10 protein-coding genes are annotated in these 16,874 nt (G+C 69.9%); 5 read left to right on the forward strand and 5 right to left on the reverse strand.

Features of this window, described 5'->3' with window-relative positions; all coding sequences use genetic code 11:
- Together ACFOMP_RS17365 and ACFOMP_RS17370 are read right to left on the reverse strand one after the other, a co-directional pair.
- Positions 1-3,807: esterase/lipase family protein (locus ACFOMP_RS17365; protein WP_379032852.1), on the reverse strand; the 3,807-nt coding region annotated here is incomplete at its 3' end.
- Positions 3,804-7,049: a hypothetical protein gene (locus ACFOMP_RS17370; RefSeq protein WP_379032855.1), complete on the reverse strand. Its 3,246-nt coding sequence runs from the start codon at positions 7,047-7,049 to the stop codon at positions 3,804-3,806. The genes ACFOMP_RS17370 and ACFOMP_RS17365, both read right to left, overlap by 4 nt.
- Before the next feature lie 906 nt (positions 7,050-7,955).
- Here ACFOMP_RS17370 and ACFOMP_RS17375 point away from each other — a divergent pair.
- The 5 genes from ACFOMP_RS17375 (at position 7,956) to ACFOMP_RS17395 (ending at position 13,538) form a co-directional block, all read left to right on the forward strand.
- Positions 7,956-8,447: a Csu type fimbrial protein gene (locus tag ACFOMP_RS17375; protein ID WP_289895991.1), complete on the forward strand. Its 492-nt coding sequence runs from the start codon at positions 7,956-7,958 to the stop codon at positions 8,445-8,447.
- A gap of 14 nt (positions 8,448-8,461) precedes the next feature.
- Positions 8,462-9,175, forward strand: coding sequence for a fimbrial biogenesis chaperone (locus ACFOMP_RS17380; protein WP_379032858.1), 714 nt, complete (start codon positions 8,462-8,464; stop codon positions 9,173-9,175).
- On the forward strand, positions 9,153-11,558 hold the full coding sequence (locus ACFOMP_RS17385) for a fimbria/pilus outer membrane usher protein (RefSeq protein ID WP_379032861.1): 2,406 nt from the start codon (positions 9,153-9,155) through the stop codon (positions 11,556-11,558). Before ACFOMP_RS17380 ends, ACFOMP_RS17385 begins: the two co-directional genes overlap by 23 nt.
- On the forward strand, positions 11,555-12,541 hold the full coding sequence (locus ACFOMP_RS17390; RefSeq protein WP_379032864.1) for a Csu type fimbrial protein: 987 nt from the start codon (positions 11,555-11,557) through the stop codon (positions 12,539-12,541). The genes ACFOMP_RS17385 and ACFOMP_RS17390 overlap by 4 nt, the downstream gene beginning before the upstream one ends.
- Positions 12,542-12,755: 214 nt before the next feature.
- On the forward strand, positions 12,756-13,538 hold the full coding sequence (locus ACFOMP_RS17395; RefSeq protein WP_379032867.1) for a hydroxypyruvate isomerase family protein: 783 nt from the start codon (positions 12,756-12,758) through the stop codon (positions 13,536-13,538).
- Between the two features lie 30 nt (positions 13,539-13,568).
- Here ACFOMP_RS17395 and ACFOMP_RS17400 read toward each other — a convergent pair whose 3' ends face one another.
- The 3 genes from ACFOMP_RS17400 to ACFOMP_RS17410 all read right to left on the reverse strand — a co-directional run bounded on the left by ACFOMP_RS17400 (position 13,569) and on the right by ACFOMP_RS17410 (position 16,700).
- A complete protein-coding gene (locus ACFOMP_RS17400) occupies positions 13,569-14,792 on the reverse strand; it encodes a GTP-binding protein (RefSeq protein WP_379032870.1) in 1,224 nt (407 codons plus the stop codon).
- Between the two features lie 195 nt (positions 14,793-14,987).
- Positions 14,988-15,401, reverse strand: coding sequence for a cytochrome C-552 (locus tag ACFOMP_RS17405; RefSeq protein WP_379032873.1), 414 nt, complete (start codon positions 15,399-15,401; stop codon positions 14,988-14,990).
- A 15-nt stretch (positions 15,402-15,416) separates the two neighbouring features.
- Positions 15,417-16,700 (reverse strand): sulfite oxidase, encoded by a 1,284-nt coding sequence (locus tag ACFOMP_RS17410; RefSeq protein WP_379032876.1) that lies wholly within the window; start codon positions 16,698-16,700, stop codon positions 15,417-15,419.
- Between the last annotated feature and the right edge of the window lie 174 nt (positions 16,701-16,874).

The following is a 16,874-nucleotide window of genomic DNA, read 5'->3' on the forward strand; positions in this document are numbered from 1 at the left end:
CGCCGTGCGCCGGCCGCCGCGCCGCGGCAGCGCCGGGCGGTCGCGCTGCGAGACCAGCTGGCGCAGCACGCCATAGCGCACCGCCGGCGGGTTCAGCAGGCTGGGCCAGGCGCCCTCCTCGTCGGGACGGCGGTCGTCCAGCATCTCCCAGGGGATCGAGGCGCTTTCGCGGTCCAGGATCAGCCGCAGGTTGCGATCTTCCAGGCTGTGCTGCTTCAGCCGCGCCGGCCAGAGCAGCTCGAACAGCGTGCGGCCCGGCGACAGGCCGGTCTCGTCCGCCGTGCCGGGGTCCGAGGGGATCTGGGTGATATAGTGCCGCACCAGGCGGCGGTTGGTGGCGACGGTTTCCGCCTCGACCCGGGCGCGGCCGTCGACCAGCAGGTAATGCAGGGGGCCGTGGGCCGAAGGCGGTGCGCCCGCCCGGCCCTGCGGGTCGGGCGCGGTGATGGTGACCTCCATCCACGAGGCCGGGTCGGCCTCGGGACCGGTGCGGCGGAAGCCGCCCTTGCCCTGGATCAGCCGCTCGGGATGCCGGAAGCGGTCGCGCATCTTCGGGATGCGGTTGCCGACCGCGTGCCAGGCGGTGACCGCGACCTGCTCCACCGCCTCGATGATCTCGACCTCGGCCAGGCGCGGGGCCTCGCCCGCGGGGTCCTGTTGGCCGGCCAGGATGCGGTTGGCCTGCTCGACCGCGTTGAGCAGCGCCGAGACGCTGTCCGAGACCGAAACCACGCCCGCGCCACTGCCCACCAGCACCGCCGAGACGCCGATCCGCGGTGGCGCATCCGGCGCGCCCGTGGGTGCTGCGGCAGGCAGGTCGCGCAGCGCATCGACATAGGCCAGCAGGCCCGAGCGGATGGTGGCGGTCAGCGCGCCGGTGGTCAGGTCCGACATGACGCCCAGGCCCACGACGATGCCGCCCCGGACGCCGCTGTCGCAGCGATCGCCGGCGCAGCCTTGCAGGTGCACGTCCCAGTTGCCGATCAGGCCGGGATGCAGGCCAAGCGCCTCGCGCCGGGCCAGCCGGCCGTGCAGCTGACGGTCCAGCGCCTGCTCGGCGCCCCGGATCGGATCCCCCAGGTTGTGGCCGACCAGGATCGGATGGCTGGCATGGCTCAGATCGCCATGCACCACCCGCACCCGGACCTCGGTTGGCGCCGCCTCGGCCGGGGCGGGGCTGGGCATGCGGCCGCCCATCGCCATGGCCAGAAGCTGCGGCGCCGAGGGGATCAGCGGCAGTTCCGCCTCGGCCGGGACGGCCTTGCGCGGGATGTCGGGGGCTTCCAGGCCGCGCAGGCCGGTGTCGCGCGTCACCGATGCCGCGTCGGTCCTGCCGTCCAGCAGCAGGCCGGCGATGACCGGATGCAGGGAGCTGTCCTTGCACAGGTCGCCATGCTGGGACGGCGCATACCAGGCCGGCACCCCCGGCGGAATGCCCGAGGACCACAGCACGGTGCCGTCGCCGCGCGGCGTGGTGGTCATGTGCAGGACCGGACCGTCCGGGCCGGTGCCGACCGCATAGAGCCGGTCGCAGGTTTGACCCATGCCGGCCAGATAGAGACAGCGGCCGGCGGGCAGGCCGGCATCGCCCTGCATCAGGCGCCAGAACTCCCGCGCGGCCTTGACCGCCGCCGGATCAAGGCCGCGGTTCCCGGCCAGCGCGGCCCAAGCCGCGGCATCCAGCAGTTCGGGCGGCAGCAGCTGCAGCGCGCCGGGCCAGCGGCGCATGATCGCGGCGATGGCGGCGCGGTCCTCGCCCAGGCTCAGGGCCGCCAGCGCCTTGATGGTGCGGGAATGGCCCAGCAGCGCCAGCGCCATCGCCAGCGAGCCGCCATTGGGCGTGCCGAGCATCAGCAGCCGCGACTCGCCGCTGGCGGCGAAGGCGCGTTGCAGCTGCGGATCGCAAAGCGCCGCGCGCGCCACCAGCCCGCCCATGGAATGGCCGATGAAATGGATCGGCCGAGGTCCGCCCTGGCCCAGGCGCTGCAGCACCACCCGGGCCACGGCCGCGCCGGCGACCTGGATCGGCAGCCGCCAGTCATAGGCCAGCGGCAGCGGCTGATGCGTTCGCGACAGATGGGCGCGCAACCCGCCGTAATAGGTCTCGATGATGCCGGTCGGGCCGACCGAGGGGCTGTCGATGGCCAGCCGGCCCACGCCGCCCAGGCAGATGCCGGCGGGGTTCAGCCAGACCCATCGGCCGTTGGCCGACAGATGGCTGCCGGTGATGCCGGGCAGGATGACCGCCAGCGGCGGGGCCGGCCCGCGCAGCAGGGCGGGGGCCGACAGATCCTCGATCACCGCCAGCGCGGTATGGCCCTCCTGTTCGACCAGGCTGACGCCGCGGCGCGGGTCGGCTTCCTCGGCCCGGCGCAGCCGCTCCTCGGGCGAATCGGCGCGGTTCTGGAAGCGCCGGGGGTCCAGCAGCGCGTCCCGCACCTGCCCGGCGGTGGTGTCGTTGGCGAAATAGTTGAAATGCGTGACCCGCGCACCGCGGTCCAGCAGCACCGGCACCGGGCCGCGCGGAATGCCGCCATCCATCGCGGCGGTGTTGACCACCAGGTCGTGGTCGCCGTCGAAGAAATTGTCGGCGAACCACATCGCCAGCTTGCGCAGCGCGCCGGAGGGCTGGATGTCGCCGGCGATGACCACCAGCGCATCCGTCGCCCCCTCGGCCAGCGTTCGACGGCGGTTCAGCAGCGCCAGCAGCGGCGAATGCTCCGGCGCCATGGCGGCGATGCCCGGCAGCGCTTCGGGGCTGTCGCGCGAGGCGGTGGCGGCGCGGGCGAGCCGGCCCAGATCCTCGACCCGTTCCTCGGCCGCCTCGCCCAGCAGCCGGGCGCTTTGCCGCAAGGCGCAGAAGACCAGGTTCAGCCAGCGGTCGAGCCGGCCGCCGGCCAGGCTGGTGCCGCGCGCCGGGCAGGCGACGCGCACGAAGCGGCCGATCTTCACGCCGCGGTCGACCAGCGTCTTGCCCAGCGATTCCAGCCGCGGCCGGGCCTCGGCCGGGCAGGCGGCCAGGTCGGTCTGGTCGAAGACCGAGCCGTCGTGGCGCCGGGCGATCTGCCCCAGCGCCAGCAACTCGCCCACCAGCCCGCCGCGGCTGTGGCTGACCAGATGCAGTTCGATCCCTTCGGGCAGCAGGTCCAGCAACGCCAGGGCGTTCTGCAGCGGATCCTCGGTCAGGCTGCGATGATCATGGGCGATGATCCGGCCCTGATAGGCCTTGTGCAGCCCCTGCCAGATCGCCGGCTGGCGGGCGACGAGCTTGCCGAAGCTGCCCAGGGTGGACGAGGCGGTGCCATGCAGGAACAGCAGCCAGGGCTTGTCCTGCTGCCCGGAGAAATCGACCGGCTCCAGCCGGCCCTCGGGCGTCCAGCGATGCAGGCCCAGATCCGGGTTCGCATCCTCGATCTGCCGGGCCACCTCGACCGCGGGGGCCGAAACGTCCAGCACGGCCACGCGGTCGATCGCCCAGGTCAGCGCGTCGCGCGTTCCCGGCGGATCGTCTGGGCCGGGCGGCAGCACAAGATCGCGCAGGATCAGCACCTGCTCGCCCGTCGCGGCCGAGCGGCCCAGCACGCCGCCGGCGCCCAGCCGTTCGGCCGCCTCGTCGCCGCGGATCCACAGCAGGTCGCCGTCCTCGGTCTCGATCTCCAGCAATTGCTGCGGGGCCAGGTCCAGCTCGACCGGCTGCGCCTCGGTGCGGGTCACGGCCAGCCGCACGTTCTGCTGCACCGTGGTGCCGGGGCTGGCTGGCGCCGTGGCGGCGGCAGGCATGTGCCTGCCCTGGACCTGGATCTTCATCGCCCTTCTCCGCCGCCGGATGGCTGCTCGTTCTCGCCGGCGATCATCCCGGCCTCGTCCACCGCCGCGTTCAGCAGGAACAGATAGGCCAGCGCCGGGGACATCTCTCGGCCCCTGAAGCTGCTGGAAAAGCGGCTGTTCATGTCCGCCCGATGCGAGAAGATCTCGTAGATGCGCCGCTGGACGAACTGGATCAGCGCCGGCCGGCGCATCGAGATCGGGAAGGCGTAGGGCTCATAGGACAGGTATTCGGCGCCGTCGGGCCTTTCGACCAGGCAGGGACCATGCGCGGCGTTCCAGTTCTGCAGCCGGTCGAGGATCAGCTCGCGGTCGCCCATGTAGATGCGACGCTGATTGCTGGGGCCGGCGCAGAACCATTCGATCAGCTCGGCATGGCTGGACAGCGGACAGAAATGATAGTCGGGCCAGGGCATCTGCTCGATGGGCTTGCGCTTGCCGGTCTTTTCCGGGGCCTCGGGCCTGGCCGCGCAGGCCGTATCCTGCAGGTCCAGGAAAGCGCGGGCGCAGGCGGCGTTGCGGTCCTTGCCATCGGCGAGCTTCAGGCAGCGCGCGACCTGCGAATCCATCTGCTTGGCATCGACCTCGACCTTGTCCCGCACCGCGGCAAGCAGCCTGGCGGTGCCGGGGTCGAGCGACTGGATCTCGGCCTCGCGCCTGGCTTCGTCCAGCCGCTGCGCCGCAAGGTCCAGCGCCGCCAGTGCCGCGAGCAGCCGCGGACTGGTGGCGAAGACCTTGGGCGCCGTGGGATCGTCGCCCGCGCGCCGCAACTCCTCGTGCGCGGTGGCCGCGCTCCAGCGCAGCTTGCAGCGTTGGTAGAGCAGCGGGCGCTGAAAGGGCAGCAGCGCGTTGAAGCGGTCGATCTCGCAGGTCTTGAAGGCCACGTCGCGGGCGGTGCTGTTGCCGATATAGCCGATCAGCACGTCATGGCGCGGCGCCCGCGCCACCTGATCCAGATAGGACACGCCCGAGGCGAAGACGATCGGCGAGAACACGCTGTTCAGCGTGCGCTCGGGATCCGAGAAGCGCATCGTCACCGCGTCGCAAAGCAGGTCGATCCGCTGCGCCGCGTCCGCAGTCGGGCTCAGCCCGTCGAAGCGGTTCGCTGCGGTGACAGGACGGACCACCAGGTCGTAGCGGGCGCTGCCGGCGAAGATGTCAAAGCAGAGATCGGCCAGGAAGCCCCGGTAGGAGCCGGGCCGGTCCGGCTCGGCCCCCGGCAGGGCATAGGAAAACGGCGGCGCGTCGATGCGCACCCCAAGCACCACGGTTTCGCGCCCGTCCAGCAGGATGCTTCCATCCGGCGCCAGCGTCTGGGCCTTGCCCGCCATCGGCATCAGCAGCAGCGCCAGCACCGTGGCGGTGGCGCCATGCGCCGGCCAGCGCGGCCGGGTCCGGCGCACGCGCTGCGGCAGCTCGCCGAATACCCCGGCCGACAGGAAGGCCAGCACCGCCAGAACCAGATGCCCGGTCAGATCGAAGCGTTTCGCGCAATTGGCCGAAGCGAGCATGCCGAGACCCGGACAATTCTCGGCCAGGGTCGGATTCCAGTATTTCAGATGCTCCATCGACAGCAGCGCCACGCCGATCGCGCAGGCGACGCCATACCACAGGCGCATCGCCTGGCTTTTGCGCAGGTCGGCCGACAGCAGCGCCATGGGAATCAGCACCAGCAGGATGATCGCCTGGCTGGGATAATAGATGACAAAGAGCGCCACGCTGCCGACATAGAGGCTGAAGAAATAGGCCGAGGTCGGGGCGACGAAGAAGGCTCGCAACGCCGCCACCGCGGCCAGCGCGATCACCGAAACCGTCACCCCCAGGCACAGGCAGCCGAAGATCTGCGCCGCATAGCCCGAGCGGCGCTGCGATTTCGCCGAACCCGCCCAGTCGCCATTGTCCCACAGATATTGCCGCAGCGAGAAGGCCGCCAGCAGCGGCAGCCAGGTCAGCGCGGCGATGCGCAGCGTCTCGACCAGCGCGGTGGCCAGCACGCCATAGACGTTGCTGGTTTCGACGAAGGCGCCGATGGGCTCCAGGATGCCGCGCCAGGCTGCTGCGGCATAGAACAGGAAGACCGCGGTCAGCGCCAGGAACAGCCCGGCCTCGGGGCCGGTGCCGGCGGTGTCGGGCCGTTCGGTGCGGGTCAGCAGGTCGTGCAGCGCCGGGTCGATGCGCGCCGGCGTCTCGGCCCCGGCTGCGGCCGGTTCGGCGGCATGCTCGGCCGCATCGGCGCTGTCGGCGGGGCTGTCCGGGTCGCGCTCCAGAAAAATCGCCAGGATCCCCACCAGATCGAAGCGCAGCGCCTCGGCCCGGGTGGCGCTGGCGGCCAGGAATTCGGCGAAGCGGGCGCGGCGGGCGCGAAGGTCCTTGTCGAGCGGCTCGGGCGGTTCCTCGAACATGCGACCATGGATCTCGTCCAGCAGCGCCACGGCGTCGGCGACATATTTTCGCTCCATCTCGCGGACTAAGGCCGATACCTCGTGCCCGGGCCAGTTGCCGCGGGCCGATTTGGCCCAGAATACCAGGATCTCCAACTGCGCCAGCAGCAGGACCATCTCGTCATGGCGGGACTGGCGCTGGGTGTCGGGCTGGTTGGTCCAGGCATGACGGGCCAGCGTGGCCGACCAACGGTCGCGATAGATCTGCAGCCGCCGCGACAGCGCATCGGACGGCCGGTCCGTCGAGCAGGCGGCGTCCAGCGACACGATCAGGTTGCGCATGGTCTGTTCCAGACGCACCGGGATGCCGACGGCGCGATAGGCGCGGTTACGCAGCCAGCCCTCGGTCACCTTGACCGGCGGCAGCATCTCGGCCAGCCCGGCAAAGGCGAAGGCCAGCATCAGCGGCCATTGCAGGCTGTCGAACTGCAGCTTGTCCAGGTCCATCTGGATGCCGGCCACCGGGATCATCTGCGTGGATTGCAGGATCAGCCGGCCGAAGAAGGTCAGCGAGACGTAAAGCAGCAGGATGGCGCCGGCATAGATGAAATAGGCCCGGATCAGCGCGCCATGGCCGCCGATGTCGCTGGGGCTGAGATCCGAAAGCGCGCGCGAGACGGATCGGACGTCCGAGCGGACCTGAAAGCGTTTCCAGGCGAAGACGGCGATGAAGATGCAGCCGAAGGCGAAGGCATAAAGAAAGCCCGGCGCGAATTTGATGCCCATCATCGGGATCTGGGCCAGCGCATCGGGACGCAAACCGTTATACGTCCACAGTGACAAGGGAACCCCGGCGGGCCATGGGTTTTCCATGAGGCCTCCGATACCGTTGAATATGGATCAGGCCCGGCGCCGTGGGCCGGGGCCCGGGCTGCGGGTCAGCAGCGCTGCAGGTTGGGATCGCAGGGTCCGGCTTCGGCCGAGGTGATGGTCAGGGCGGGACCCGCGGCAAAGGCCAGGCACAGGCAAAGGAACCGCATGTCGAATCTCCATTCGCACCAGTTGAAATTAGCACGGATCATGCAATCCGGTAAGGAATTGTCGGACCAAGGCGTTAAATCCGCGTGAATTTTATTCCCGGGAATTGCGGCCGGGCATATTCTGTAGAGCGGCGGGAATCTCTCCAAGATCTTGTTTGTGACAAACCGGCGGAAGGAATATCGGCGGCAGTTAATCCGCCGCAGGCGGTCTGGAATACCTGTTTCGATGCCTTCCGGCACGGGCTGGAAAACCCCGGGTCCGGGCTTCGGGATGGCCGGACGCCACGGTCGGCAAGAACAGAGCGCGCCGATGGATGCTTATGGTCCCCTGCCTGTGTTCGTCAGCCCGATCCTCGGGCTGGGCGTCGCCCGCGTGCCGGCCGGGCTGTCGCGGCGCATCCAATCGCGCAGATAGGCAGCCTGCAGCGACCGGGGGGGTGGACAGGCCAGGCGCGCGGGCCGACATCCGACCGCCTTCCCTTTTGACCAATTCAGTCAGAGGATGGCCGGCAGCCGGCAAGGCCGGCGCGTTCGGTGGCTCCCGGCGGGGATCCTTGGAAATCGTGCGTATGGCCCGGCGATCCCCGTTGACGGCATGGTTGTTTGTTAATAATGATTAACAACTTTAAGTTTTACCGTTTCCCAGTGCATATGTCCAAATCCCCCTGATCCACGCCGCACTGGTCGGCGACAGCCGGACGAACAACACATGATCCAAGCGACCCTTCGCCCAGCACTGGCGGGATGTATCATCCTGATGCCATTGGTGGTTTCCGCCCAGACCGCCACCGACAGCTTCAATGTCCGCATTACGATCGCCGAGGAATGCCAGATCATCTCGACCGAGACGCTGGATTTCGGCAATGCCGGCGTGCTGACCAGCGATGTCGATGCCAGCGCCACGTTGCAGGTCGCCTGCACCAATTCCACCCCCTATGACATCGGCCTGGACCAAGGCAGCGGGGCAGGGGCGACCACCACCACCCGGCTGATGAGCGCGGGCGCCGACACCATCGGCTATCAACTGTTCCGCGACAGCGGCCGCACCGCCAACTGGGGCGATACCGTCGGCACCGACACCCTGGCCGCGACCGGCACCGGGGCGGCGGAATCCTTCACGGTCTATGGCCGGGTGATCGCCCAGACCACCCCGGCACCGGGAACCTATACCGATACCGTGACCGTGACCGTCACCTACTAAGCGGGATACCCATGATGTTCGACTTGCTTCGCCGCGGCCTTCTGGCCGCTTCGATGGCGCTTGCGCTGTCGGGTCTTGCCGCGGCCGAAGGGCTGCGGGTCTCGCCGGTCCTGCTCGAGGTGCCCGCCCCCGGCGCGGCCGCCACCCTGACCCTGCGCAACGAGGGGCGCGAGACGATCACCGTGCAGGCCCGCGCCTTCCGCTGGACGCAAGCCGGCGGGCAGGAGCAGTTGCGCCGCAGCGGCGAGGTGGTGGTCAGCCCGCCCGCGACCCGGCTGCCGCCCGGCGCCACCCAGACCATCCGCGTGGTGCGCACCGTCAAATCTGCGGTCAGGGGCGAGGAAGCCTGGCGCGTTGTCCTCAACGAGGTGCCTGATCAAGGCCGTAGGCGCAGCGGCGCCGTCGCCTTTGCCACCGAATTGCGCATCCCGGTCTTCTTCATCGGTGGCGGTGCCCGCAATCCCGATGTCGCCTGGGCGCTGCGCAGCAGCCGCGGCGCCACCTTTCTGGTGGCGCAGAACCGCGGCGACACCCGGCTGCGGCTGGCCGATTTGCGGCTCAGCGGTGCCAGCGGCGCCTCGGTTTCGCGGCCCGGGCTGATGGGCTATGTGCTGGGCGGCTCGACCATGCAATGGCCGGTGGCGCCGGCCGGCCGGCTGGGCGGCGGCGCCCGGCTGAAGGCGGCGACCAACCTCGGGACGCTGGATGCCCAGGTTCCGGCGCGCTAGCCGGGGCAGGGCATACCCGCCGATCCGAAACCTGCTCGCCCTGGCGCTTCTCGTCGTGCTTGCCGGCCCGCTTTACGCGCAGCAGGCGCCGCCGGCCGGACGCGAGCTGTATCTGGAGGTCTTCGTCAACGGCCGGCCGATGAACCTGATCACCCGTTTCACCGACCTGGGCGGCGGGGTGCTGTCCGCCGATGCCGGCGAGCTGCGCAACAGCGGCATCCTGCCCGACGGAACCGCCACCCGAGGCGAAGTGCGGCTGGACAGCATCCCCGGCCTTGGCTGGCGGCTGATCGAACCCGAGCAGACCATCCGCTTCATCGTGCCCGACGCGTTGCTGGCGCCGCATGTGTTAAGCGCCGCGGCCGATGCCGAACCCCTGCCGGCGGCGGAGGAGGAGGACGCTGCCCCCGCCGTCGATCATGGCTATGGGCTGGTGCTGAATTATGGGCTGGCCTTCGACAGCTGGCAGGGCCAGGCGGGCGGCTGGGATCATGACGTCTCGGGCAGTTTCGACGCCCGGCTGTTCATGCCGCTGGGCACGCTGACCCATGGTTTCGTCACGGCCGAGGACGAGCACGGCGCGCTGCGCCATCGTCGGCTCGACAGCTATTGGCGCAGTGCCTTTCCCGGCCGCGCCGTGCAGGTGCAACTGGGCGACATCGCCACCCGCGGCCCCGGCTGGTCGCGGCCGGTGCGGTTGGGCGGGTTGATGGTCGAACGCAATTTCGGCCTGCGTCCCGACCTGGTCACCCTGCCGCTGCCGGGATTCGAGGGCAGCGCCGCGCTGCCCTCGACCGTCGAGGTCTTTGCCGAGTCGATCCGCACCTATGCCGCCGATGTCCCCGCCGGCCCGTTCCGCATCGACGACCTGCCGCTCTCGGGCGGCTCGGGCATGGCGCGGGTGGTGGTGCGCGATGTCACCGGGCGCGAGACGCAGCTCGACCTGCCCTTCCTGGTTTCCGGCGAGCTGCTGCGCCGGGGCATGGCGGATTTCGCGCTGGCGGCCGGGCGGCCGCGGCTGGGCATCGGCTCGGACAGCGACCGCTATGCCGGGGGGACGTTCGGCGTGGCGACGCTGCGCTACGGGCTGACCGACGGGCTGACGCTGCTGGCCCATGCCGAGGGCGGCGAGGATCTGGCCATGGCCGGCCTGGGCGTCACCTTCCGCATCGCGCATCTGGGCACCGCCAGCCTGAGCCTGGCCCATAGCCGCGCCGAGCGGGGCCAGGGGCGCCTGCTCGACCTTTCGACCCAGCTGAGTCTGGGGCGCGCGCAGCTTTCGGGCCGCATCACCCGCACCGGCGGCCTGTTCACCGATATCGCGGCGCTGACCGCCGATCCCGATCTGGTCGAGCCCGGCTTGGTCGAGTTTCCCCGGCATGCGGCGCAACTGGCGCTTTCCCTGCCGCTCGCGGATCGGGGCAGCGCCGCCAGCCTGTTCCTGTCCGACCTGCGCCATGCGGATGCGCGGGACGAGGCCAGCATCGGCATCTCCTACAACCGGCAGGTTCTGGGCGATGCCAGCCTGACCCTGACCGCACTGGCGCAGCGCGGCCCGCAAGAGGACCGGGTGATCGGCGCCCAGCTGCACATGCCGCTGGGCGGGCGGCGCGATGCCGGGATCATGGTCGAACGTCGCCGCGAGGGCTGGCGCCAATACGCCACCGCCAGCGGGCGCAGCAAGCACCGCGTGCCGGGCTGGAGCTGGCGCCTGCAGGCCGACCGGGGCGAGCGACTTGCCCTGCAGGGCAGCGCCGCGCGCGAAGGCCGACTGGGGCGCGCGGAAGTCGCCGCCCGCGTCTCGCGGGGCAATCGCGGCCTGGGGCTGCGGCTGGACGGCTCGGTGGTTGCGGCCGGCGGCGGCGTCTTCCTGTCGCGGCGCATCGACGACGCCTTCGCCGTGGTCGATGCCGGCGCGCCGGGGGTCGAGGTCAGCGCCGAGAACCGCCCCGTCGGCCGCACCGGCCGCTCGGGCAAGATCCTGGTGCCCGACCTGCGCGCCTACGAGGCGAACAGCGTCTCGATCGACCCGGCCGGCCTGCCGCTGGATGCCGCGGTGGGGGTGACGAAACAGACCGTGCGTCCCGCCCATCACGCCGGCGCCCGCGTGGATTTCGCCGTCGAGGCCAGCGCGCGCGAGGCGCTGGTCGCACTGGTCGGCGCCGATGGCGCCCCGCTGCAGGTCGGCGGCAAGGTGGTGGTGAACGGCACCGACGACGGCGCATTGCTGGTCGGCTTCGACGGCGAGGTCTTCGCGCTGAACCTGCGCGACCGCAACCAGATCCTGGTTTCCTATCCCGACGGCCGCGGCTGCGCGGCGCAGTTCGACTATGCCGACCAGCCCGGAACCCTGACCGAAATCCGAGGAGTGCCCTGCCTGTGACCGCCTTGCGACTGGCGCCCCTGTTGCGCCCGGTCATCATCGCCCTGTCGCTGCTGCTGGCCTCGGCCGGGCTGGCGCGGGCGCAGAGCTGCAGCTTTACCGCCAGCGACGTGGTGCTGGGTCCGGTCGACGTGCTGGGCGGCAGCCCGACCGACGCGGTGGGCAATATCGCCATCAGTTGCTCGGCCTTCCTGGGGCTTCTGTCCTCGATCGACATGCGCATCCACCTGGGCGAGGGGATGGGCGGGCTTGGCGGCGGTTTGCGGCGGATGACCAGCGCCGGCACGTCGACCGGGCTCGGGTTCGAGCTGTATCAGGATGCCGCCCGCAGCGTGGTCTTCGGCGGCAGCTATGGCAGCCATGGCGGCCAGAACCTGCGGCTGACCGGGGCCAGCATCCTGACCCTGCTGACCGGCTCGGGCATGAACGTGCCCGTCTATGTCCGGGTGCCTGCCGGGCAGAACACGGTCGTGCCGGGCAACTATGCCTCGGCCTTCTCGCGCAATCCCGTGGACGTGCGGGTGGATTACCGGACCTGCAACATCCTGCTGCTCTGCGTTGACCGGACGGCCACCTTCAGCTTCACCGTGCGGGGGCAGGTGGTGCCGGATTGCCGGGTCGAGGCGGATGATCTGGATTTCGGCACGGTCGGCCTGCTGGACCAGCCGGTCGATGTCAGCAGCCAGATCCGCGTCACCTGCACCGCGGGGTCCAGCTACGACCTGGGCCTGGGCTACGGGCTGCATGGCGGCGGCGTGAACGACCGCCACATGCAGGACCTGGCGGGCAACCGGATCGGCTATCAGCTTTACCGCGACAGCGGCCGGACGCTGGGCTGGGGGCAGCCCGCCGACGGGCTGGCGACGACCGCCGCAGGTTCGGGCGCGATGCAGAGCTTTACCGTCCATGGCCGGGTTCCGGCCCAGCCCACGCCGCCACCCGGCGCCTATGCCGATACGGTGGTGGTGACCGTGACCTATTGAGCGCCGCCCGCTCGGCCTCGGCCTCGGCCTTGTCGAGGCGTGCCGTGCTATCGTTGCGAGAGCCGTGACTGGTGTCCGTCGCCCCGCATTTGCCGGTGCCCGGGATCGTGTCGTTCTGCGCGGTGGCCGCCTTGGTCGCGGTTCCGGATGCGCGGGCGGTTGACACCGGCCCGGGTCGGTGACTTGGTGCCGGCACGAGGGTGCGGGGGGATGCATGACGCGGTTTTCGGCCAATCTGGGCTTTCTCTGGGCTGACCTGCCCTTGCCGCAGGCGATCCGCGCCGCCCATCGCGCCGGCTTCCATGCCGTCGAATGTCATTGGCCCTACGCGGTGCCGCCCGAGCAGACCGCTGCCGCGCTGGCCGAGACCGGCTTGGCCATGCTGGGCCTGAACACCGCCCGCGGCCGGCCGGGCGAGAACGGCCTGGCCGCGCTGCCGGGACGCGAGGCCGAGGCTCGGGCCGGGATCGAGCAGGCGCTGGACTATGCCCGCGCCATCGGCTGCCCGGCGGTGCATGTCATGGCCGGTTTCGCCGAGGGCGACGCGGCCGGGCGCGTCTTTCGCGCCAATCTCGACCATGCCTGCCGGTTGGCGCGGCCGCATGGCATCGCCATCCTGATCGAACCGCTGAACCGCCACGACGCGCCGGGCTATTTCCTGACCGGCTCGGATCAGGCGGCGCGGATCATCGAGGCGGCCGGGCATGACAATCTGCGGCTGATGTTCGATTGCTACCACCTGCAGATCATGGAGGGCGACATCTCGCGCCGGCTGCGCCAGCACCGCGAAATCCTCGGCCATGTCCAGATCGCCGCGGTTCCCGACCGCGGCGCGCCCGATCATGGCGAGCTGGACTACCGCCATGTCTACGGCGTGCTTCAGGATCTGGGCTGGACGCGGCCGCTGGGCGCCGAATACCGCCCCGGCCGCCCCACCGACGAGACCTTGGGCTGGCTGGCGGCGTTTCGTGGCCCCGCCGCTCGGGAAACGTCCTGAGCCCTTGCGCCGCCGGGCCTCGGGCCGGTTTCAGGCCACGCGCTGCCCGGTCCATTGCGGGAAGGGATCGGGCAAGTCCTGCCAGTCCTGCGGGGTGAAGCCCGCCGCCATGACCAGCGCATCGTCCAGTGCCCGGCTGATCGCCTCGCGGTCCATGCCGGTGCCGATGAAGACCAGTTCCTGCCGGCGGTCGCCCCAGGGCTCGACCCAGTTGCGGCGCATCTCGGCCAGCGCCTCGGGGTGGCTGGGCCAGCGCTCCTGCGGGACATTGGCCCACCAGCCGCCCAGCGGCCGGACGCTGGACAGGGCCCCGGCCAGCGAAAACTCTGCCGCCCAGCCGGGGCGCGAGGCGATCCAGAAATGCCCCTTGGCGCGGATCACCCCCGGCAGTTCGCCGGTCAGGACCTCATGGATCCGCTGCGGATGGAACGGCCGGCGGGCACGATAGACAAAGGACGAGATGCCGTATTCCTCGGTTTCCGGCACATGCTCGGCGAAGCCGTAAAGCTCTTTCGCCCACATCGGATGCATATGGGCGCGGTCGAAGTCGAACAATCCGGTGTCGAAGATCGCATCCGGCTCGACGTGACCGAAATCCGTCTCGATCAGCCTTGCATCCGGGTTCAGCGCCCGGACGATCTTGCGGGCCTGGTCCAGCCGGGCCGGCCCCGCGGCGCTGGCCTTGTTCAGCACCACCACATCGGCGAATTCCATCTGCTCGGTCAGCAGGTCCACCAACCGGCGCTCATCCGCCTCGCCCAGGGATTCGCCACGCTCGGCGATGAAGTCGTGGCTCGAGAAGTCGCGGGTCAGGTTCACCGCGTCGACCACGGTGACCATGGTGTCGAGCCGGGCGATATCCGAGAGGCTGTCGCCGTTCGCATCGCGGAAATCGAAGGTGGCGGCGACCGGCAGCGGCTCGGCGATGCCGGTGGATTCGATCAGCAGGTGGTCGAAGCGCCGCTGCTGCGCCAGCCGGCGCACCTCGGCCAGCAGGTCGTCGCGCAAGGTGCAGCAGATGCAGCCATTGGTCATCTCGACGAGCTTTTCCTCGGCCCGCGACAGTTCGGTGCCTTCGCGGACCAGATCGGCGTCGATGTTCACTTCGGACATGTCGTTGACGATGACGGCGACCCGGCGGCCCTGGCGATTGTTCAGGACATGGTTCAGAAGCGTGGTCTTGCCCGCGCCGAGAAAGCCAGACAGGACGGTGACGGGCAGGCGCGGATCGTCGGCAAGGCGGCTGGCGGACATGGGTATCCTCGATATGTAATGTTATTACATTACATATCTAAACCCCGCGCACCCCGGATTGCAAGCCCGCAGCGGGCGCCGCTTGCGGGACGGCCTGATCGGCCGGGCGGTCGATGACACCGCCCGGCGCCGGCCGAAAAGCCGGCCAAGGCGGCGCCCTTTTTGCGGGCGCCCCCCGTTGCGGCAGCGGCCTATCTATCTCTCTGACGAGAAGTTCGTCTTGAGATAGGTGAGGATCAGCGCCTTGGTTTCCGGCTCGGGTTCGACCATGCCTTGCGCCTCGACCATCCAGGTCCACAGCTCGTCCCAGCGATGGTCAGTGACCCGCTGCTGCTTGATGATCTCGGTCGAATGGCAGGCGACGCATTGGTAATAGGTGTCCTCGGCGCCCTCGCCATCGGGCAGGCCGCCGAATTCCTCGTTTCCCGCCCGCGCCGCGCCGGCATCGACCTTGGCACCGATCGCCGTCGTCGGGTCAAGCGGGTTCGAGCCGGCGGGCCGGCCCGCCAGCGCCTGCATCGGGTCGAGCCTCGCCTCGGCCGCGGCCAGGCCGGCCCCCAGCAGCAGCACCGCCAGGCCGGCGGCAGACTTCGTGACGATATCGAACATCGCGTCCTCCCCGGCTCAGGCGACCGCGACCAGCGCGATGCGGTGCTGGATGTTGTTGCCATAGCCGCGCGGGTTCCAGACCGGCGACAGCGGTGGCTGGCCGATGCCGTCCTGGTCGGTGGCCCGCGCCCAGACCTCGTAATAGCCATGCTGCGGCAGGGTCAGGTTCGCGCGCCAGCGCTGCCAGGCGAAGCGGTTCGGCGCCGGTTCCAGCGCGGCCTCCTGCCAGGTCTGGCCGAAATCCAGCGAGACATGCACCGCAGCCACGTCGCCCTTGCCGCACCAGGCATGGCCGCGGACCTCGATCGCCTCGCCGGCCTTCACCTCGGTGCCGGTTTCGGGGAAGGTGACGATGGATTTCACCGGCATCTCGGTCAGCACCACCATGTCCTCCTCGGGCACCTCGGTGCCGGGCGCGACCGGATAGGCCGGGATGCGATAGGAATCGCCGGTCATCTTGGCACCGTCATGCTCCTTGTCGCGGATCCAGATGCGGTTGAGGTATTTCTGCGAGGCCGAGGCCGGATAGCCCGGCACGATCAGCCGCAGCGGGAAACCGTGCAGCGCGGACAGAGGTTTCCCGTTCATCGCCCAAGCGATGATCGCATCCTCCTCCAGCGCCTTTTCGATCGGCACCCCGCGCGAGATCACCTCTTTCTCCTCGTCGCCGCTCAGATGCACGTCGTTGCTGTAATGCCCGGTATAGACGGCGCTGTCCTTGACGCCCGCCGCCTTCAACACCTCGGCCAGCCGCACGCCGGTCCATTCCGGACAGCCGACCGCGCCGACGGTCCACTGGTTGCCCGAGGTGCCGGGCTGGAAGAAGGCCCGGCCGTTGCCGCCGCATTCGATCACCAGCCGCCGGGTGACGGTCTCGAAGCGGGATTTCAACTCGTCGATGGTCAGGGTCAGCGGGGTCTCGACCTCGCCGTCCACGGTCAGCGTCCAGCCCTCGGCGTCCTGGTCCAGCGCCGTTTGCGGAACCAGGCCGTTCATGCGCACGAACAGCCGTTCATAGGGGGTGATGTCGTCGTCCAGCAGATGCGCCGGGGTTTCGGCATTCAGCGGCCGGTCGCCCAGCACCACCAGCCCCTGCTTGCCTGCCATCAGGTCGAGCCCGGTGTCCTGGGCCAACGCCGCCGGCACGAAGCCCGCGGGCAGATTGCGTTCGAACGGCACGGCCATGCCCAGTATTGTCCCCAGCGCCGTCAGGCCGGTGGTCCTGAGAAAGCCGCGCCGCGACCCGTCGATGGCACCCGCGTCGCGGACCGGTTCGGTGTTTCCAGATTGTTCGGACATGGTTCTTTCTCCGTGGCTGGGCAGGCGCCGGGTGTCGGGACGCTGCCGGCTGCTTCTGGTTGCGGGACCGCTCGCGCCGCGAGGGTCCGGGTTGAACGATAGCCTGCGCGGCATCGAAAAGCACGCGGTCAAGGGCGGGCCGTTTCGGATTGCCGAGGGGTTTTGTTCCCCTCG

Origin of the sequence: Paracoccus simplex (assembly GCF_042648325.1) — a bacterium.
Lineage (GTDB): Bacteria > Pseudomonadota > Alphaproteobacteria > Rhodobacterales > Rhodobacteraceae > Paracoccus > Paracoccus simplex.

What these genes read in the sequence shown, in the direction of transcription:
- ACFOMP_RS17375 (WP_289895991.1), top strand. Translation starts at nt 7,956, where the DNA reads ATGATCCAAGCGACCCTTCGCCCAGCACTGGCGGGATGTATCATCCTG.
- ACFOMP_RS17380 (WP_379032858.1), top strand. Translation starts at nt 8,462, where the DNA reads ATGTTCGACTTGCTTCGCCGCGGCCTTCTGGCCGCTTCGATGGCGCTT.
- ACFOMP_RS17385 (WP_379032861.1), top strand. Translation starts at nt 9,153, where the DNA reads ATGCCCAGGTTCCGGCGCGCTAGCCGGGGCAGGGCATACCCGCCGATC.
- ACFOMP_RS17395 (WP_379032867.1), top strand. Translation starts at nt 12,756, where the DNA reads ATGACGCGGTTTTCGGCCAATCTGGGCTTTCTCTGGGCTGACCTGCCC.
- ACFOMP_RS17400 (WP_379032870.1), bottom strand. Translation starts at nt 14,792, where the DNA reads ATGTCCGCCAGCCGCCTTGCCGACGATCCGCGCCTGCCCGTCACCGTC.
- ACFOMP_RS17405 (WP_379032873.1), bottom strand. Translation starts at nt 15,401, where the DNA reads ATGTTCGATATCGTCACGAAGTCTGCCGCCGGCCTGGCGGTGCTGCTG.
- ACFOMP_RS17410 (WP_379032876.1), bottom strand. Translation starts at nt 16,700, where the DNA reads ATGTCCGAACAATCTGGAAACACCGAACCGGTCCGCGACGCGGGTGCC.